General features: G+C 54.8%; 19 protein-coding genes and 3 pseudogenes. 13 read left to right on the forward strand and 9 right to left on the reverse strand.

The features are described from left to right. The first annotated feature begins 120 nt into the window (after window positions 1-120). Both JBE38_RS11525 and JBE38_RS11530 read left to right on the forward strand, forming a co-directional pair. Complete coding sequence (locus JBE38_RS11525) at window positions 121-1,041, forward strand: LysR substrate-binding domain-containing protein (RefSeq protein ID WP_060753646.1); 921 nt, start codon at window positions 121-123, stop codon at window positions 1,039-1,041. A 167-nt stretch (window positions 1,042-1,208) separates the two neighbouring features. Then, window positions 1,209-3,185, forward strand: coding sequence for a methyl-accepting chemotaxis protein (locus JBE38_RS11530; RefSeq protein ID WP_205344329.1), 1,977 nt, complete (start codon window positions 1,209-1,211; stop codon window positions 3,183-3,185). A gap of 38 nt (window positions 3,186-3,223) precedes the next feature. On the opposite strand, the pseudogene JBE38_RS11535 reads toward JBE38_RS11530, so the two are convergent. Continuing rightward, a pseudogene (locus tag JBE38_RS11535) lies at window positions 3,224-4,102 on the reverse strand (YifB family Mg chelatase-like AAA ATPase); the annotation flags it as partial. 410 nt (window positions 4,103-4,512) lie between these two features. Here JBE38_RS11535 and JBE38_RS11540 point away from each other — a divergent pair. From JBE38_RS11540 to JBE38_RS11555, 4 genes are all read left to right on the forward strand, one after another. Then, on the forward strand, window positions 4,513-4,701 hold the full coding sequence (locus JBE38_RS11540; protein ID WP_205344330.1) for a hypothetical protein: 189 nt from the start codon (window positions 4,513-4,515) through the stop codon (window positions 4,699-4,701). Between the two features lie 43 nt (window positions 4,702-4,744). After that, on the forward strand, window positions 4,745-5,071 hold the full coding sequence (locus JBE38_RS11545; RefSeq protein WP_205344331.1) for a helix-turn-helix domain-containing protein: 327 nt from the start codon (window positions 4,745-4,747) through the stop codon (window positions 5,069-5,071). Continuing rightward, entirely contained in the window at window positions 5,007-6,050 is a 1,044-nt protein-coding gene (locus tag JBE38_RS11550; protein ID WP_205344332.1) for a reverse transcriptase family protein, read from the forward strand. Before JBE38_RS11545 ends, JBE38_RS11550 begins: the two co-directional genes overlap by 65 nt. A gap of 400 nt (window positions 6,051-6,450) precedes the next feature. Continuing rightward, a complete protein-coding gene (locus JBE38_RS11555) occupies window positions 6,451-7,098 on the forward strand; it encodes a YagK/YfjJ domain-containing protein (protein ID WP_205344333.1) in 648 nt (215 codons plus the stop codon). Window positions 7,099-7,254: 156 nt separating this feature from the next. On the opposite strand, the pseudogene JBE38_RS27660 reads toward JBE38_RS11555, so the two are convergent. Further along, window positions 7,255-7,539, reverse strand: a pseudogene (locus tag JBE38_RS27660) (energy transducer TonB); the annotation flags it as partial. A gap of 551 nt (window positions 7,540-8,090) precedes the next feature. Beyond that, on the reverse strand, window positions 8,091-8,315 hold the full coding sequence (locus JBE38_RS11565) for a hypothetical protein (protein ID WP_205344335.1): 225 nt from the start codon (window positions 8,313-8,315) through the stop codon (window positions 8,091-8,093). Between the two features lie 120 nt (window positions 8,316-8,435). Here JBE38_RS11565 and JBE38_RS11570 point away from each other — a divergent pair, with 120 nt between their 5' ends. Further along, a complete protein-coding gene (locus JBE38_RS11570; protein ID WP_205344336.1) occupies window positions 8,436-8,684 on the forward strand; it encodes a helix-turn-helix domain-containing protein in 249 nt (82 codons plus the stop codon). A gap of 3 nt (window positions 8,685-8,687) precedes the next feature. Here the strand turns inward: JBE38_RS11570 and JBE38_RS11575 are convergent, their stop codons facing one another. After that, on the reverse strand, window positions 8,688-9,539 hold the full coding sequence (locus tag JBE38_RS11575; protein ID WP_205344337.1) for an exonuclease domain-containing protein: 852 nt from the start codon (window positions 9,537-9,539) through the stop codon (window positions 8,688-8,690). 137 nt (window positions 9,540-9,676) lie between these two features. On the opposite strand from JBE38_RS11575, the gene JBE38_RS11580 reads away from it, so the two are divergent. Both JBE38_RS11580 and JBE38_RS11585 read left to right on the forward strand, forming a co-directional pair. Then, the gene (locus JBE38_RS11580; RefSeq protein WP_126870595.1) at window positions 9,677-9,892 is read left to right on the forward strand and encodes a hypothetical protein; all 216 of its coding nucleotides are present in this window, start codon (window positions 9,677-9,679) and stop codon (window positions 9,890-9,892) included. 131 nt (window positions 9,893-10,023) lie between these two features. Continuing rightward, window positions 10,024-10,641, forward strand: a complete 618-nt coding sequence (locus JBE38_RS11585) for a recombinase family protein (protein WP_126870596.1) — start codon at window positions 10,024-10,026, stop codon at window positions 10,639-10,641. A gap of 90 nt (window positions 10,642-10,731) precedes the next feature. Here JBE38_RS11585 and JBE38_RS11590 read toward each other — a convergent pair whose 3' ends face one another. From JBE38_RS11590 to JBE38_RS11600, 3 genes and pseudogenes are all read right to left on the reverse strand, one after another. Further along, on the reverse strand, window positions 10,732-12,525 hold the full coding sequence (locus JBE38_RS11590) for a recombinase family protein (protein WP_205344338.1): 1,794 nt from the start codon (window positions 12,523-12,525) through the stop codon (window positions 10,732-10,734). 43 nt (window positions 12,526-12,568) lie between these two features. Continuing rightward, window positions 12,569-13,216: pseudogene (locus JBE38_RS11595) on the reverse strand (magnesium chelatase domain-containing protein); the annotation flags it as partial. A 164-nt stretch (window positions 13,217-13,380) separates the two neighbouring features. Then, window positions 13,381-13,641: an accessory factor UbiK family protein gene (locus tag JBE38_RS11600; RefSeq protein ID WP_060753624.1), complete on the reverse strand. Its 261-nt coding sequence runs from the start codon at window positions 13,639-13,641 to the stop codon at window positions 13,381-13,383. 422 nt (window positions 13,642-14,063) lie between these two features. Between JBE38_RS11600 and glnK the strand changes: the two genes are divergently transcribed. The 4 genes from glnK to sutA all read left to right on the forward strand — a co-directional run bounded on the left by glnK (window position 14,064) and on the right by sutA (window position 16,843). Next, entirely contained in the window at window positions 14,064-14,402 is a 339-nt protein-coding gene (gene glnK / locus JBE38_RS11605; RefSeq protein WP_002555808.1) for a P-II family nitrogen regulator, read from the forward strand. A 36-nt stretch (window positions 14,403-14,438) separates the two neighbouring features. Beyond that, window positions 14,439-15,779, forward strand: a complete 1,341-nt coding sequence (locus JBE38_RS11610) for an ammonium transporter (RefSeq protein ID WP_104995009.1) — start codon at window positions 14,439-14,441, stop codon at window positions 15,777-15,779. Between the two features lie 211 nt (window positions 15,780-15,990). Next, window positions 15,991-16,416 carry a secondary thiamine-phosphate synthase enzyme YjbQ gene (locus tag JBE38_RS11615; protein WP_060753622.1) on the forward strand — a complete coding sequence of 142 codons (426 nt, stop codon included), beginning with the start codon at window positions 15,991-15,993 and terminating at the stop codon, window positions 16,414-16,416. A 103-nt stretch (window positions 16,417-16,519) separates the two neighbouring features. Next, window positions 16,520-16,843, forward strand: coding sequence for a transcriptional regulator SutA (gene sutA, locus JBE38_RS11620; RefSeq protein WP_198760999.1), 324 nt, complete (start codon window positions 16,520-16,522; stop codon window positions 16,841-16,843). A 198-nt stretch (window positions 16,844-17,041) separates the two neighbouring features. Here the strand turns inward: sutA and JBE38_RS11625 are convergent, their stop codons facing one another. Beyond that, window positions 17,042-17,737 (reverse strand): HAD family hydrolase, encoded by a 696-nt coding sequence (locus JBE38_RS11625; RefSeq protein WP_205344339.1) that lies wholly within the window; start codon window positions 17,735-17,737, stop codon window positions 17,042-17,044. Continuing rightward, window positions 17,734-18,633 carry a tyrosine recombinase XerC gene (xerC, locus tag JBE38_RS11630; RefSeq protein ID WP_205344340.1) on the reverse strand — a complete coding sequence of 300 codons (900 nt, stop codon included), beginning with the start codon at window positions 18,631-18,633 and terminating at the stop codon, window positions 17,734-17,736. The genes JBE38_RS11625 and xerC overlap by 4 nt, the downstream gene beginning before the upstream one ends. Between the last annotated feature and the right edge of the window lies 1 nt (window position 18,634).

Genomic DNA, 18,634 nt, shown 5'->3' on the forward strand with positions numbered 1-18,634 from the left:
GTTGATTCTCGACGCTCTGGGTTCAATGCACAAAACGATAAATGCGATCATCAGCATGATTAAAACTCATGCCTGAGGAATTCTGGTAGGGTTTGGAGACTGCCCCGTAGGAGCTTCTCAATGTCTCGTCGTATGCCTGCGCTATATGCCTTGCGCGCCTTTGAAGCCGCTTCCCGGCATAACTCCTTCACCCGTGCGGCGCAGGAGCTGTCGATTACCCAGAGTGCGGTGAGCCGGCACATTCGCACGCTGGAGGAGCATTTTGCCTGCCGCCTGTTCCAGCGCAGCGGTCGGACCTTGCAGCTCACTGAAGCCGCGCGCCTGTTGTTGCCCGGCGTGCGCGAAGGTTTCGCTGCCCTGGAGCGGGCCTGCGAGACCTTGAACGCCGAAGATGACATTGTGCGCATGAAGGCGCCGCCCACGTTGACCATGCGCTGGCTGCTGGCGCGGCTCAGTCGCTTCCGGGCGCTGCAGCCGGGCAATGAGGTGCAACTGACCAGCGCGTGGATGAGCGTGGATGAGGTGGACTTCAATCAGGAGCCCTTCGACTGCGCGGTGCTGCTCAGCTACGGGCATTTTCCGGCGGATCTGGAGGCCGTTTACCTGTTCCCCGAGTTGCTGGTTCCAGTGGGGGCGCCGAACCTGCTGGAGGATGGGCCTTGGGACGTCGCGCGCCTGGCCGGCGCCGAACTGTTGCATCCCACGCCCGACCGCCGCGATTGGCGCAACTGGTTGGAGCGCATGGGGCTGTCATCCCAGGTGTCGCTCAAGGGCGGGCAGGTGTTCGACACCCTCGAGCTGGGCATGATCGCTGCCGCGAGAGGTTACGGGGTCTCCATGGGCGATCTGTTGATGGTGGCCGAGGATGTGGCTCAGGGGCGCTTGAGCCTGCCCTGGCCGACAGCGGTGGCCAGTGGGGAAAACTATTACCTGGTATGGCCGAAAACCCGCCCCGGTGGTGAGCGCTTGCGGCGGTTGGCGGAGTTTCTTCAAGGGGAAGTCCGTGCGATGGAATTGCCACAGGTTGAGCGCCTGGATTGAGCGTGGGTTGCAATCGTTTGCGCGATACCTCTGCGCAGCACTCAAGTATTGCCCGCACCCGCCGAAGAAGGGGTGTTGGAACTATCGTGCACCATTGCTACCCACTAGATAATTTGCCGAGCAACGCTATGAGATCAGGATGATCCTGGCCTCGGCCAGGAGCTGTCATGTCTCAACCTCGCGCTCGGATCGCCTCCCAATTGGGTCTCGCCTTGGCCGTGATTCTGGCTGTCGCCATCAGCGGCAGTACGGTTTTCGCCCTGCGTTCCCTCGACTCCGCCAACCTCGACACCCGCGAGGAACACCTGGCCAGCGAGGCACGCCTGCTCGCCGATCAACTCAACACCTTCCACGGCACCTTGCGCGAAAGTACCCAGCGTTTGAGCGGGCTGTTTGAAAAGCGCTTCGGCGCCGGGTTGAGCGTGCGGCCGGACCAGCCGGTTACCGTGGCCGGTGTGCAAACGCCGAGCCTGTACCTGGGCGACGTGGTGTTGAACAACAACTTCGGGGAAGTGGACGCTTTCAAGCAAATGTCCGGCGGTGTGGCGACGGTATTCGTACGCAGCGGTGAAGACTTTGTCCGCGTCAGCACTTCCCTGACCAAGCAGGACGGCAACCGCGCCATCGGCACCGTGCTCGATCACCAGCACCCGGCGTACCAGCGCCTGCTGGCTGGGCAGGGTTATGTAGGCCGTGCGGTGTTGTTCGACCGGGCCTATATGACCCAGTACACCCCGGTGCGTGACGCTGGCGGCAAAGTGATCGCCGTGTTGTTCATCGGTTTTGACTACACCGATGAGCAGAAGGCCCAGTTCGACAATCTCAAGCGTTTCCGTATCGGCCAGACCGGTTCCCTGGCCTTGCTCGATGAACAGAAACACTGGCTGGTACCACCCGCTGGCGTGCAGGCACCGGACCAGGCCATCCCCGTGATGCTCGAACTGGCGAAAGCGCCGGGCGAAGGGCAATTCTGGAGTGACAAGAACGAAGACTTCTATAGCGTCGCGGTGCCCTTTGAGGGCGGCCCGTGGTCGGTTGTGGCGAGCATGCCGAAGTCCGAGATTCGCTCGGTGACCTGGGCGGTGGGGATCCGCCTGGTGATCGGCAGCGTGTTGGCGATGTTGCTGGCGGTGGGCGCAGTGGTGTGGTTGCTGCGCCGCAAACTGCAGCCCCTGAGTGACCTGGTGCGCCAGGCCGAAGCCCTGGGTGCCGGCGATTTGAACGCACGCTTGAACGTGTCCAGCCATGATGAAATCGGCCAGTTGGCGCGCGCCTTCAACCAGATGGGCGAAGCGCTGTCGACCATGGTGTCGCACATCCGCAAGGCAGCCGAAGAGGTCAATAGCCGGGCGCAGGCATTGTCCGGTCTGTCCGGCGGCGCGTATGAAGGCATGGAGCAACAGTCCGGCGAGATCACCAGCATGGCCGGTGCGGTGGAAGAATTCAGCGCCACGTCGTTGAACATTGCCGACAACATGGGCAATACCGAACGCCTGGCCCAGGAAAACGCCCAGCAAACCCGCATTGGCCGTACCTCGATGCAAGAGGCGTCGTCGTCCCTGGAACACATCGCCGCCGCGCTGAACAGCACGGCCACGGTGATCAACACCTTGGGCCAGCGTTCCCAGGAAATCGGCGGGATTGTGGGGGTGATCACCTCGATCGCCGAACAGACCAACCTGCTGGCGCTCAACGCCGCGATCGAGGCCGCCCGTGCCGGTGAGCAGGGGCGTGGCTTTGCCGTGGTTGCTGACGAAGTGCGCAACTTGGCGTCGCGTACCCGCCAAGCCACTGACGAAATTTCCGGGATGATCCAGAGCATCCAACAGGAAACCGGCAACGCCATCAGCACCATGGAACACGGCAATGTGCTGATGCAGGAAGGCTTGTCGCGTAACGCCGACGTGGCCTCGGCCCTGGCACGTATCGACGAACAAAGCCGCTCGGCCGGGCAGCAGTTCGCGGCGATCACCACGGCGACCCAGGAGCAGAGCAGCACCGCAAATGTGCTCAGCAGCAATCTGCAGAGCATTGCGTTGGCCAACAGCGAGCAGCGTGAAGTGGTGTCGAACCTGGCGATTACCGCCAAGGAGTTGGAAACCCTGGCGGCGGGCTTGCGCCATGAAGTAGATCGGTTTCGTTGATCGTCTTGGCCTGAGTGGCGGCGCTGGCTTCGAACGGTTCATCGTTGATCGGCCGGGCTGGACGCCGCAGGCCGGTACTGCAGCGCTTCGGCAATGTGGTCTCGACCTATTTTGGTCGAGCACTCCAGATCTGCGAGAGTGCGCGCAACTTTCAGCAGCCGGTGGGCTGCTCGAAGGGATAGGGTGAGCCGCTCGCACGCACTCTCCAGCCAGGCCTCATCCGGTTTGGATAGCGCGCAATGCTGGCGTAACCCCGGTAGATCGAGAAACGCATTGGCGCAGCCCTGACGCGTTTGCTGGCGCTCGCGAGCCTCGGCCACGCGTGCTGAAGCCTTCTGCGTGTTATCGCCAGGCTGCGGCGTCGGATTAAGTGCGGTTGTTTCCCGGGCGACGGTCAGGTGCAGGTCGATGCGATCCAGCAATGGCCCCGAGAGTTTGTTGCGGTAGCGCTGGACCTGCTCCGGTGTGCAACGGCAGCGCCCACTGGGTTCGCCCATGTAGCCGCAAGGGCAGGGGTTCATGGCGGCCACCAACTGGAAGCGGGCCGGGAAACTGACGCGATCACGGGCGCGGGAGATGACGATATGCCCTGACTCCAGCGGTTCGCGCAGCACCTCCAGTACCTTGCGATCAAACTCTGGCAACTCATCGAGAAACAACACGCCGTGATGGGCCAGGGTAATTTCGCCCGGCTGTGGTTTTGAACCGCCGCCTACCAGCGCCGGCCCGGAAGCCGAGTGGTGCGGCTGGCGAAAGGGTCGGTGCGGCCAATGGCTCAGCGGCGCCTCGCTGACCACCGACTGAATCGCCGCGACTTCCAACGCTTCCTGCTCACTCAACGGTGGCAATAACCCGGGCAGCCGGCTGGCGAGCAAGGTCTTGCCGGTGCCGGGCGGCCCGCTGAGCAACAGGTTGTGGTACATAACACCCAATTATAACCTGACACATCCAAACACAGGGTGTGCGCCGCAAATGACTTCATGTCAGCGAAAAAAATTCGCTATTTGCGAAAAAATGTTTGACAGGGGAAGATGCATCGTAGATATTACGTCTGCGGTCGGTGACTTAATCTCGCTGCTGTAGGTACGAAGCCCTTGGGTGAACGTACTGTGGAGTTGAAAAACTCTACCCCTTTGTTTTCAGTAGTTGGGTCCGGTGTACGCCATGACTCTACGCTACGAGACATAGACGGCTTCGTCGAGAGCGACGAAGCCGGTGTCCCAGAGGGGGGAAAAGCATTGCTCAACCCGATTCACTTTTCTTGTTTAGTTATGCGCGAGAGACATGTACAGCCGTACGTGTCATAACTAATACAGGAGCTGTAAAAATGCAAAAAAGTGAAAGTAGTAACACCGCAGAGCAATGTCTGGTTAGCCCAGAAAAGAAGAAAAAGTGGAGCGTTGTAACGGTATTTGTGGCTTGTTTAAAAGCTGTTCGGTTCCTCGTGAATCTGTTCGCTTTGGTTGATAAATATGGGCCTAAAGTACTTGCTTTCTTTGGAATCGATCTCGAATAACCTACCCCCGCTGTAGTCACACACACATCACAGGTGCTCAGTCATGCTCAATAAAGCCCTGAAAATCATCAGAACCTTTTATGATGTATCACAATCTGAAATGTCTGGTCGTTTAGGGATATCTAGCTCGTATCTTTCAGAAATCGAGTCCGGTAAGAAGCAGCCATCAATCGACATTCTCACTCGATACAGTGAATGCTTTGATATACCACTATCATCCATCCTGTTTTTTTCGGAAAACTTGGACAGCCCAAAGCCATCTGACAAGTTAAGATTGCATGTGGCCAAAAGGATTGTCTCAATACTTGAATGGAATCAAAACCGAAATGAGGCCTCAACAAAGTTCGGCAAAAAAGCGAAGGTCTTTTAAGCTATACACAATCAATCAGTCTGCATTGTACAAAATCACTTCTCCTAAGAAGCTGTCGAGTGCGCTTAACCGCAGCGAGCTTGAGATTGATGTCCTTCTAGAAAGTGATGAGAATTATCGTGAGTTCACTTTATTGGAAGAGCTCAATCCGTTTTCGCACAAACGGAAAAAAGCCAGACTGGTCCAAACGCCCAATAAAGGCTTGCGTTCAGTTCACGAACGTATCCTAAAGCTTCTGCAACGTATTGAGTACCCAGAATATGCTCATGCTGGTGTAAAGAAGCGTTCATATCGTTCCAACGCACAAGCGCATCAGAAGTCAAAGGAAGTTGCGACCTTTGATTTAAGCAACTATTACGGTTCGGTGAAGGCGCACCATGTATACGACTTCTATTTGAAGCAGTTGCAATGTGTTCGAGACGTATCGGGAATTCTGACTAGGCTTTCAACGCATAGGAACTGTATCCCTACAGGCAGCCCGCTAAGCCCATTGCTAGCCTTGCATAGCTCCCGCACCATGTTTGACAGCCTTGATTGTCTTGCAAAAAGGTACGGTTTAGTCTTCACATGTTACGTCGACGATCTGACATTTTCAGGGGATGCAATTCCGCCGTCGCTTGAGCGAGAGGTTGTCTCCATCGTTAGACGTAATGGGCATAGCATTAACAGGAAGAAAACAAGGATCTTCAGGGCGCACCAGGCGAAACATGTTACTGGAACGGTGATCATCAACGGAAATATTACCGTACCTCATGCGCGACTGGTCACTGTTCGTCGGCTCGAAGATGCAATCAATGGCAAAATGGATAGCTTTGGTTTTAGTGAAGCTAAGCTACTGGAAAAATTGGCGGGCGTGCTCAATGAAGCGTCCTATCTTGATTCAAAGTTTCGATCCAAGGCGCTCGCTGCCCGGAGCAACCTTTCCAGCCCCAGCCCCAGCCCTAATCCCGCCCCGCAGGTTGCTGACGCATCTATCTGACCTCTCATAGTGCTCCCATTTCGTAGTGGCGTGCTATCCGCCACTTGCCCTCTCGCTTTCTCATACAGATTCAGCAATGAGTGATGTGACTGAATCGTCCAGTTGCGACTGCACCTGCAAGCGATTTTGCGAGCAGCAAAATTCAGTAGATAATGAAAATTTATTTGGTCTCAATGTTTAACATCTGACTTTTCCGCGTTACTCTGTATTCACAGCGACAAGGTACAACCTCTTTTGTCGGACTGAAAATCCATCTGCACTCAGCCAGCAACAAGCCCTGGAAGGCATTTTGCTGCGTGCAATTTTGTAATATCTATTATATGTTCCAATAATATATTATATATTATGTGTGTAATATATTTTCAACTGTAATTAAGGCAAGGGCTAGGAAAACGAAAAGATGAAAATGAAAGAAAGCTTCCGCGATACATATAATGGTTTGAAGGTTAATGCCAGCAAAGATAAAGGATATGGGGTGTATCCCGTTATTTTGAAACGCATCCATGATCAATTGATGAATCTTCAAGAACACCATTCTCGTATCACAATTGTCCGAATTGATTTGCATTTTCCTTGGAATCATAAAACCAACAATAAGTTAGAAAATCAATTGCTCAGTCGATTCATTAAAATGTGCAAGGCTGATCTTGGTTCGTTCGGTTGGGGGCAACACAAAAGGTTCATTCATGGTTGGGTTAAAGAAGTTGGCGAATTAGCAAAGTCTCACTATCATTTATTCTTCGGCTTTCAGACTCTACAGCGCCTGCTGGGGAAGATTTCGGGTGACGGTCATACCGGCATGTGGAAAATGTTCGAAGACCGCTGGATCGAGCTCACAGGCGGCACAGTACACTTCGTTAAGAATCCACACTTCCTGAGCCGAGACGATAAGCGAAAGTTTGCAGATTGTTTCTACCATCTCAGTTACCTTGCCAAAATCAGGGATAAACATTTCGGTACTGGCGAAACGCATCGTCGATTTGGGTTTTCGAAACTGGCACCAAAACAGATGCCACCAACTGTGCTGGAAGAGTTAATGGCAGCTTGATTAACTTTTGGCTATTCAGGCTGCCTGTGAGCGCGCAGGGACGGTTTTAACTTGGTGGTAATGATACTTCTGCTCTAATGGATTAAATCCCCCCAAAACCACCTATGCGGCTTTGTAGGTGTTGCGCTCAATGTTAGCTCCATTTCACTGCATTTTTCATAAAGCTAAATCATCTGGTGTAAATGTCATGTCGAATGAACGATATGCTTTGATGTCACTTGGATTCATGCCTTGAATTTCATTCAACCGGCCAATATTCCTAATGGCTGCCACCACTGAATGATCATAAGGGGTATCTCCGCTCGACTTTGTTATGTCCGTCGATGTGATGGTTCCGTCGGCAGTCATACCGATTTGAACTGTGGCAGCCATATTGCGTCGCGCACTTGGAGGGCGAACCCAGCCCTCGGAGGCCCTGGCCTTAATCAAGTCACCAATACTCGCGGTTTCCAGATCGTAGATCACTTCAGGTCGAGCCTTGCCTAATGCAATGTTCGGCGGAAGCGCGATGCAGTTAACGAGGTATACGCCAATACCGAATTCAAGTCGCATGCACTGAAAGTACATTTCACGACCCGCATCGATATTGGCAGCGAACTCCCGATTAGGCTTCAACTCGCCGGCCTTCAATTGATTACCAACAACTGACCAAGATGCGGCTTGAATGGGCGCCAGGATGACTGTCACAGCCGTTTTCTTTCCTAAATCCAAGATGAAACTGGCATTACCGTTGTCCGCGACGATCTTATCAATACGACCGTGGTAGAGCAGAGGTTGAGAATATTTGATTTCTGCACGCGGTTGATTCGCCCGCCAGTCGTTGAAGATTTGGGTAGGGCCTATGGCCTTTGAAAAATTCCAACCCGTGGTTTCGACGACATTTAACAACCGTGTATTGAAGTAGCTCGACGCCCCATTATCGTAGTCAGCTTGAGCCACGGATGAGACCGACAGCAACGCGACCATCAGCGAATATTTCATCTGCGCTCCTGTTACGGACGGGAATAGGTTTGGGCGCGCAGACGTTTCAAAGTCGAGGGAATCCCGGCTAGGAACAAGATTAACGCCACTAGTAGCATCACAGAGCCCACTAGGACACCAATGCCAAGCGCCTGTCGGAAATTCCAGACATAGCCAAGCTCCATGGCAAGGATTCCGACCATGCTGGCCACCGGCATGCTTGATGTTGCGATGAACATTGCGATGTAAAGCTTCATATCGATTCCTTGATCGAGGCGCTCAACCCAGTGTTGGCGCTCCCGTGAACAAAATATCTGAAAATCAGATATCCGGAAACCAGATATACGTTGTTGGGCTGCTCACCATCGGCCAGCCACATGCCTAAAGCAATTTACAGAACTGAATACAGCGTCTTCTTGGCGCTGCTGAAAAATCGAAGAATTGCTGCCGGACTCACGCAGGTGCAATGTTCAACCGCTTTGGGGCGTCCGCAATCCTTCATGAGCGATGTGGAGCGTGGGGTCCGTCGACTGGACATAATTCAGATATGCGACCTGTGCGCTGTGCTTGGATGTGACGTCGTTGAGTTGATCAAAGATTTAAAAAGCGGCATCCAAGCGCTGTAGCGATTAGGTTGGTATTAGTAACGCCTGAAAGTCGCTCTCACCTAAAATGCGGATCTTTTGACCTTTTGAAATTAACTGCTCGGCTTTGATGTGCTTTGAGCTCTTGTTTTTGCCGGCTAGCCGAGTGATATCCTGATCCCCAACTACCAATAATGTGGTTTGTTTGGTCACGCCAGAACCAATCTCGCATCCGCCCGCTGCTGCCAAGGCGGACGCATCTTGGCGTGGGATGGATAGTGCTCCGGTGAACACCACTACGTTACCAGCCAAGATTCCATCCGGATTGACCGTAAGCGTATCTAGATGGTTTCGCGTTGATAGCGGGATGTTGACGAGTGAGCACCATTCAGCAGCCGTAGAACCCGTGTGAGCGATTGCGCGAAGTAGTATTTCCCCTGCCGCCTTTGCATCTTCCAAGGCATCATGGTGTTCAAAATTGATGTCGAAGGTGGAGGCAAGATTTTTGAGTCCATATCCCGACCGTGAAAACTCCGCCCACGCTCTGCGGGCGACCTTTGCTGTATCAAGCCAAGAACAATCGAAATGCGCTAAACCAGCATTCTGACAAGCACGCAGTGTTGCAGTACGATCAAACGGCATATGACTGGCCACGATTTGACCCGTCACGAATGGCAAAATCTGGCTATAAACATCAGCCCAAGAGGGAGCCGACGCGATCGCCGCTTCGTCAATTCCATGTACGGATACGTTCATAGGGTGAAAGTAGTCGTTAGGGTTGACTAGGGAGCTCCACGTATCGTGAAGTTTCCCGTCTCGGAATACGGCGATTCCAACCTGACAAATGCTTGCAAGGTTGGGGTTAGCTGTCTCAACGTCAATCACAGTGAAGTCCATTTCTTTCTCCGGAAGCAGTCGATCAAAAAGACGTGAACCAGAGTGGAACGTATCAACAGTGAAAGACGCTTGCAAACTGATAGCAGTACCAACTGATGTTCCTGACTTCCAGTATCACCCATCAAAGGATGACCCAAATGCCAGGTAATGCAGAAGCCAACATCGTAACCGCTGACGTACTGACCTTGCTGTTGTACAACCAGTATGCGTTATCAGCAGCACTGGAAGAGGTTGCAGTGTGGGCAAAGTCAACTGGTGCGCTCGAAACACATAGCAACGCCATCGGGGCGCTGAATGCCCTCGACGAAAATGCTTCGGCAATCACTGCCGGGATTCTCAAGTTGAGACAGTAACTGCTATCAAAGGAGTCTACTTTTTTAGTAGTCCGACGGAACTTCGTTTGCGCCTATCAAAAATCTATTGCTGATAGCTATATGATCGATTTATCATAGGCCTATCAAATCAATCTATAAAGGATAAAAAATTGAAAGCACATCTGTACCTGCGTGCCAGCACCAAAGACCAAGATGCCTTGCGGGCGAAAGCTAGCTTGGATGCATTCGTAAATGAAAAAGGCCTTGTCATTGCAGGCGTGTATTCTGAAAACATCAGTGGAACAAAGCTAGACCGTCCAGAATTAATGCGGTTGCTGGACGCAGCACAACCCGGTGAATGCATTGTATGTGAAAGCGTTGATCGTCTAAGCCGTCTGTCCCAGTCAGACTGGGAAACTTTGAAAGCCAAGATCAAAGCAAAGGGTTTACGCGTTGTGATAGCGGATTTGCCTACAAGTCATATGTTGATTGAAGACATGGGGATGACTGGTCAGATAATGGACGTTATCAACAGCATGCTGTTGGACCTCATGGCGACGATGGCTCGTCTTGACCAGGAAAAACGTGTTGAGCGAATCAAACAAGGATTGCAAAACAAACGTCTAGTAGACCCAGACTGGACACCAAAGGGAAAAAGCAAGAACGTTGAAAAGTGGGCAAAAGTAAAAATGCTAATGGCTAAGCACCCAACAATGTCAGCAGAAGATATTGCCAAACTTGCAGGGGTTGGCGTTGCAACGGTTTACCGAATCAAGCGTGAGGCCTAGTCTCCCCCCCCCCGCAGGCCCGGATGGGTTAGATTTAGGTGCCATCTACGGTTCCATGCAGCGAAGATCAGTTCAGGCATTCGACACCCTCTAGGTATCCCCTTTGTCTCCACCCCAAAATTGTTTTTCAAAAATCTTCAATAACTTTTGATTAGCGGCTTCATTATCTGCCGCACTGAACCGAAACTGATGCACGTCAATATCACCCTGCACATTACTCTTGTACATTGCCATCGATTCATCTGATAACGCTTCTTTCAGCATTCTATCTGGCTTGGTTATAAACTTTGTCGCTTGCATGTCATTTTGACGGATGCCGGCACGCAGTATTTCAATAGAAAAAGGTACAAATAGCGGGTCTTGTCCGTGATCTGCCATATAGATAAACTTAGGAAACTCTCCCACCATCACAGTGTATTGAGTCCGGATGTCATCGTGTTTAATCCGGACTGCTATTCCAAGCCGCTGGACCTGCTGGTTCGCTAAATATCGTCCTTCATATGAAATTAAATCAAGCTTCTTGAAAAAATCAAACTTGTCGGTTATATACTCAGATGAAAGGTCGGCTTTGCATTTGTCAAGCTCAAATACCATTTTTGAGATATCTCCCTCTACGCTAGCGGCTGTTTCTGCCAGTGTTCTCGAGGGGTAGGATTGCAACAGTGCAGAAACATCGACGAGCTTAAGTCTTGCTGATTCAATCCGGCCATCGAGTTCACTAATACGCTTACGCAACACTTGTGCGTTGTCTTTGATCAGTGATGCCATATTAAGTTTGGCAAGCATTTCTTGAAAAACGATCTCACTTTCATCTAGTCGAACTGATCGGTTAATGCAAGCACCCTTCTCAGACTTTGAGCAGCGAATATATTTTCGTCCTTTCGGTGGCTTTCCTTTATTAACTAGATGCATTGGTGATTTGCAATATGCGCAAACTGCAATTTTTGTCCAGACATTAAAGTTGGAGGACGTCTTCGCTGCCTTTGACACATTTCTCGATTTGCGGCTATCCAAGGCAGCATAGTACAGTTCTTCATCGATCACTGGCGGGTAGAAACCTTTAATGGGCTCGCCAGAAGTGCGGCGCTGACCGTCTGTCCAAATATTTGGCTGATACTCTCCAAGTACCGATCTGTTTACCAGTATCTTGCCAATTGAGCTATTCCCCCATAGCCCAGACTTGTTCCTATTTTCAGAGCCAAATACTGGCACACCTTCACTATTGAATAACTTTACAATCGCTCGTTGTCCATATCCTTGAATCGTCAGGTCGAACACCCTTTTGACAACGCTGGCACGGTCAGGAATTACCTTGTAGGCCTCGCCATCAAACGCTAACCATTGCGGGCACGCAGCACCAAGGGGGACACCCTCTGCGCGCGCCATAGCTTGTTTCTGCCGCCATGCGTCCGAAACCCTTTGCCCTTTTATCGAGGATTCGGAATGAGCGCGGGACATATGGAATATAGACATGACCAACTGCATCGTTTCGGCAGACTTTTTGTAGACAGTGCCATCGCCGAACGTAACGACAATAATCCCGCTATTCAAAAGGTCCAGAAAACGCGGTAATGCCTCTGTGACCTGTTCTCGGCTTAGGCGGTCAAGTGACTCAACCAGCAAGTAAGAGCCAGGAGCAATCACGCCTTCTTTCACGTAGTCGTAAAATCGGCCAAGACTGCTTGAAACCCGATTCACGTTACTTCCTCTGTATGCGCTTACACCCGCATCCAAGAATGCGTAGTTACTGTCTTTTACTAGCTCCAAATTATGTTTGTCTGCGTATTCGATAGCCGCTTTGTATTGGCGTCGACGACTGTCCCCTTTTGCCTGCTCTGGCGTTGAAAAACGGACATAACTGTAGGCTTTCGGTCTGTTGGACATCGGTCAAATACTGATGAGTTTCGGTGGGTGTATTGTAATACAACATTAGCAGGTTATGCGCGCCCGCAGCGGCAATCAGCAACGCGCGCTTGGCCGCAAGCTGGCCCTGTACTTCGCTCAGGTCCGGATAGGGTTTGTTCAGGCACAGCAAGCCGTCGGACTTATAGGGCTCAATCGGCACATGCCCATTCAAGTGCGCCACCACCTGCAGCAGGTGATCCACCGCAATCACCTTCAACCCCGACGCCAGGCAGGCTTCTTCGGCATTCGCCCGAGGCACTATTACAGTGCGCCCAGCCTTGCGCGCTGCCAGCGCCGCCGGCAGCACCCCTTTGACTGCCCGCACCTCGCCGGACAGCGCCAACTCTCCCAGGCATTCCACATCATCGAGCATCAATGCCGGCACCTGCACACTGGCTGCCAGGATCCCCAAGGCAATCGCCAGATCAAAACGCCCGCCGTCCTTGGGCAGGTCGGCGGGCGCGAGGTTGAGGGTGATGCGGCGGGACGGGTATTGCAGTGCGCAGTTGAGGATCGCACTGCGCACGCGGTCCTTGCTTTCCTTCACAGCCGTTTCCGGCAAACCCACCAATGTGAGCGATGGCAGGCCATTGGCCATGTGCACTTCGACGGTCACTGCGGGGGCTTCGACGCCAACCTGGGCGCGGCTGTGGACGATGGCGAGGGACATGCGCGTTCCTTGAAAAGGGTGCCGCTTCTTGCGGTTTTTCAAGGGTAGACGAGGCGGGGAAGAGCGAAGCGGGGGAGGTTTTACAGAACGTATCCGGCGCAGGCAGCAGCGCTTTATGTGGGCTCTGCCGGGCTAACGCTCGACAGCGCCCACACTGACCGTGCTCATTCGGCGGGTGGCGTCAGCCTGGCTTCCAGTTCCGCCACCTTCGCCTCCAGGCTCTCGAGTCGCGCTCGCGTGCGGGCAAGCACGACCATCTGGCTGTCAAATTCTTCCCGGCTCACCAGGTCGAGCTTGCTGAAGCCGCTTTGCAACAGCGCCTTGAATTGGCTTTCGATTTCAGTGCGAGGCAGCGGGGTTTCGCCGCTGAACAAGCGAGAGGCGTGGCCGCTGAGGGCGTCGAGGAAGTCTTTGGGCGCGAGCATGGGAAATATTCCGGAAAACTGTTGGGCGCCAGTGTATCACGCAGCGTCTATAGTCTTTTTCACGGCCGCGAGCGCACGCTTTTCGCGCAGGAGGTCTGGCGGTGGCGCACTGTTTTTGTGCGCATTGGCGTCGTCAAAACGCCCCGCGGGTGGGCACAAGTGGGCAATGGACTGATTTCAATGATTTTTACGGAGCTGGCAAGGTTTCTGCTTAGACGATCATGACCCATGCACTGATGCAGTCGCTGTGACGAATGCAGTGCGCCGACGGATCAGGGGTACAGGTTTCGTCACCAGTGGTTCGCTGGCGTCGCCACGGTAATTGTCGAGGCGACGATGCGTTACAAAGCCAGGCACTGCGCTTAGACTTGAGACGGGTTTGTTTTCCTGGGGCAAGTCCACCAATTCGGGAGAGAGTTTTCATGAAGCTAGTCACTGCCATCATCAAGCCGTTCAAGTTGGACGATGTACGCGAGTCACTGTCCGAGATCGGCGTGCAGGGCATTACCGTTACTGAGGTCAAAGGCTTCGGTCGGCAGAAGGGTCATACCGAGCTGTATCGCGGCGCGGAATACGTGGTCGATTTCCTGCCGAAGGTGAAGATTGATGTCGCCATTGACGACAAGGATCTTGACCGGGTTATCGAGGCGATAACCAAGGCGGCCAACACCGGCAAGATCGGTGACGGCAAGATCTTCGTGGTCAATCTGGAACAGGCTATTCGCATCCGTACCGGCGAAACCGATACCGACGCAATCTAAGCCGCCAAACCCCTTAACGCCCCAGGAGAAAACAATATGACTCTGCGTAAATTCGCAGGGCTAGGAGCCCTGTTGTCCCTCGTAATGCCTGCCCTGGCATTGGCGGCGGACCCAGCACCTGCTCCAGTCCTCAATTCCGGCGACACGGCATGGATGCTCACCTCCACCGCGCTGGTGCTGTTCATGACCATTCCGGGTCTGGCGCTGTTTTACGGCGGCATGGTGCGCTCCAAAAACATTCTTTCCGTGATGATGCAGTGCTTCGCCATCACCGGCCTGATCACCATCCTGTGGTTTGTCTACGGCTACAGCATGGCGTTCGATACCACCGGTATGGAAGCGGGCGTCGTCAACTTCAACTCCTTCGTGGGCGGCCTGTCCAAGTTGTTCCTGTCGGGCGTGACCCCAGCGAGCATCACGGGCCCTGCGGCGCTGTTTCCCGAGGCAGTGTTCGTCACCTTCCAGATGACTTTCGCCATCATTACTCCTGCGCTGATCGTCGGTGCTTTTGCCGAGCGTATGAAGTTCTCCGCGATGCTGATCTTCATGGGCGTCTGGTTCACCCTGGTCTACGCACCGATTGCCCACATGGTATGGGGCGGTCCGGGTTCGTTGCTGGGCGACTGGGGCGTGCTGGACTTCGCCGGTGGCACCGTGGTGCACATCAACGCGGGTGTGGCTGGCCTGGTGGCGTGCCTGGTACTCGGCAAGCGTAAAGGCTTCCCGACCACCCCGATGGCACCGCACAACCTGGGTTACACCCTGGTCGGCGCGGCCATGCTGTGGGTGGGTTGGTTCGGCTTCAACGCCGGCTCCGCAGCGGCTGCCAACGGTACTGCCGGTATGGCAATGCTGGTGACCCAGATCGCTACCGCTGCTGCGGCACTGGGCTGGATGTTCGCCGAGTGGATCACCCACGGTAAGCCGAGCGCACTGGGCATCGCCTCGGGCGTGGTGGCTGGCCTGGTGGCAATCACTCCAGCCGCCGGCACCGTGGGCCCGATGGGCGCACTGGTGATCGGCCTGGCCGCCGGTGTGGTGTGTTTCTTCTGCGCCACTACCCTGAAACGCAAGCTGGGTTACGACGACTCCCTGGATGCCTTCGGCGTGCACGGTATCGGCGGTATCCTGGGTGCGATCCTGACTGGTGTGTTCGCGGCACCTTCGCTGGGCGGCTTCAACGCAGCCACCACTGATATCGCGGCGCAAGTCTGGATTCAGTGCAAAGGCGTCGGCTTCACCGTGATCTACACGGCCATCGTGACCTTCATCATCCTCAAGGTGCTGGATGTGGTGATGGGCCTGCGGGTTACCGACGAAGAAGAGGCGGTCGGCCTCGATCTGGCGCAACACAACGAACGCGGTTACAACTTGTAAATCCGCGAAAAAAAGATGCCCGGCTTGCCGGGCATTTTTTTGTCTGGCGTTTGTCAGTTCCAAAAGGCTGTAACGGTTTTTGTGCGGACTTTGTGATGCGGCGCACACGGCACTTTTTACCGTGCGAATGTCTTACAGGCATGTAGGCGTATTCGGCACTTTGTTTTTTTCCAGAGCACGCTAGAATGCGCGCCGATAGGCGGAGAACTGTATGTGGCAACAGACCCTGATTACTCTGCGGGCCAAGCCCCGGGGCTTTCACCTGGTAACCGATGAGTTGCTCGCCGGCTTGCCTGAATTGAAGGCATGTCGCGTGGGCCTGTTGCATCTGTGGCTGCAGCACACCTCGGCTTCGTTGACGGTCAACGAGAACGCCGATCCGGCGGTTCGCCGTGACTTCGAACGTTATTTCAACTCACTGGTGCCGCAGGGCCGTGCGGGGTTTGAACACAACGACGAAGGTCCGGATGATCTGCCGGCGCACTTCAAGGCCAGTCTCCTGGGCTGCCAGCTGAGTCTGCCGGTCAAGGCCGGCCGCTTGGCGATGGGGACCTGGCAAGGTGTTTATCTGGGCGAGCACCGTGATCATGGCGGTGCTCGTAAAGTCCTCGCCACCTTGCACGGTGATGAGGCATAAGCCACTGGTTATCCGGTGGATGTTGATTTTTTTCCGGCGACCTTCGACAGAAGGCGAAGCTGGGCTATAACTAATCTGCTTTTCGCAAGTCATGAGGTAGAACATGAGCGACGATGATCTGGAAAACGACGACCTCGAAGTGGGTGACGACGACACCGAAGAAGGTCTTGAAGCCGCGGCGGAAGACGTTGCTGAAGACGACGGTGGTGATGATGTACCTGTTCCTGCGGCCAAAGGCAAAGCCAAGGCTGCGGTTTCGGTAGACGAACTGCCGAGTGTTGAAGCCAAGAACAAAGAGCGCGACGCGCTTGCCCGTGCGATGGAAGAGTTCCTCGCCAAAGGTGGCAAAGTGCAGGAAGTCGAGGCTAACGTGGTGGCAGACCCACCGAAGAAGCCGGATAACAAGTACGGCAGCCGACCTATCTGAGGTCAGCCACCTGCTTGTAAGAAAAAGCCCGCCGTCGCTGCGGGCTTTTTCATGCCCTGGTCATTGTAGTGAGCGGGCTTGCCCCGCGCTGGGGGGCAAAGCCGCCCTAAACCCAGGCGCCTCGGTTTTTCTGAAATACCGCGATGCCCTTGTTGGGGCGGCTTCGCCCCCCAGCGCGGGTGTAGAACCGAAGACAGGTCATTGCCAGCTGGCGAGCAGTGGCGGTAACTCGGTCAGGCTGCGAATCTCCGCGTCCGGACGCTTGTCCGCTTCCCACGCCTTGCCCGTCGGGTTGAACCACACCGCCCGAAGGCCGGCCTGCTGCGCCCCAGCGATGTCATCCCCCGGATGATCGCCAATATGCACCGCCTGGTCGGCCTCCACGCCACCCCGCTGCAATGCCTCTTGAAACAGTCGCGCATCCGGCTTGGCAATGCCGATATCTTCAGCGCGCAGGGCGAAGTGAAAGTAGTCCGCCAGCCCCACACGTTGCACATCGGCATTGCCATTGGTGATAACCCCCAGCAGGAAGTGCTGGCGCAAGGCTTGAAGCATGGGCTCGGCCTCGGGAAAAGGGGTGAGCTGATGACGCGCATGGATGAAGGCTTCGAAGCATATGTCCGCCATCTGTGCGGCTTCAGGCGGTGGATAGCCGGCCTCTTCAAATGCATGCAGCAGTATCCGGTGACGCAGGATGCTGATGCGGTGCTTCAACTCGGGATGGCGCTCCAGCACTTGCTGGCGCAGGCTGGCGAAATGCTCAAGCGGCAGGTCGCCGACCTTGGCGGCATGGGTCGCCAGCCATTCGCGCATCGACGCTTCGGCACTGATAATGACGGGGACGTTGTCCCACAGGGTGTCGTCCAGGTCGAAAGTGATCAGTTTGATACTCATGAGTCGCCGCCCTTGATGCGTTTGGCCCGAGGATGGGCGCTGTCGTATACCGTTGCCAGGTGTTGGAAATCGAGGTGGGTGTAGATCTGCGTGGTCTTGATATCGGAGTGGCCGAGCAGCTCCTGTACCGCACGCAGGTCCTGGGAGGATTCGAGCAGATGGCTGGCAAAGGAGTGGCGCAGCATGTGTGGATGCAGGTTCTGCCCCAATTCTCGCTCTCCGGCCGCCTTGACCCGCAGTTGGATTGCTCGTGGTCCGAGGCGCCGCCCTTGTTGGCTGATAAACACGGCATCGTCCACCGGGTTGGCCAGGGCGCGCAGCGGCAGCCACAGTTGCAACGCTTCCCGGGCTTTGCGGCCCACCGGCAGCACGCGGGTCTTGCTGCCCTTGCCGAGCACTTGCACCAGGCCGTCGGCCAGGTCCAGTTGGTCAAGGTTCAGGCCGGTCAGTTCCGATAGCCGCAGGCCAGAGGAGTAGAACAGCTCAAGGATCGCCTGGTCGCGATGGGCGAGGAAGTCGTCTTCAACGGCGCCATCGAGCAATTGCAGGGCGCGATCGGTATCCAGCGTCTTCGGCAGGCGTCGTTCGCCCTTCGGCGGAGAGAGGCCATTGGCCGGGTCGTGGTCGCACAGACCCTCGCGGTTCAGAAAGTGATACAGGCCACGCACCGCTGATAGCAGGCGTGACAGGCTGCGCGAAGATTGGCCGGCCTGGTGCAGGCGGGCGATCAGGCTGCGCAGGCTCTGGATATCCAGGGCCTTCCAGCTGGTGATCTGCTGTTTTTTACAGTGTGCCAGGACCCTGTCCAGGTCCCGCCGGTAGGCTTGCAGGGTATGGGGCGACACCTGGCGCTCGTTGCGCAGGTGAGCGCAATAAGCGTCCAGTTGCCGTTCCATG

This window comes from Pseudomonas sp. ICBG1301 (assembly GCF_016918385.1).
Lineage (GTDB): Bacteria > Pseudomonadota > Gammaproteobacteria > Pseudomonadales > Pseudomonadaceae > Aquipseudomonas > Aquipseudomonas palleroniana.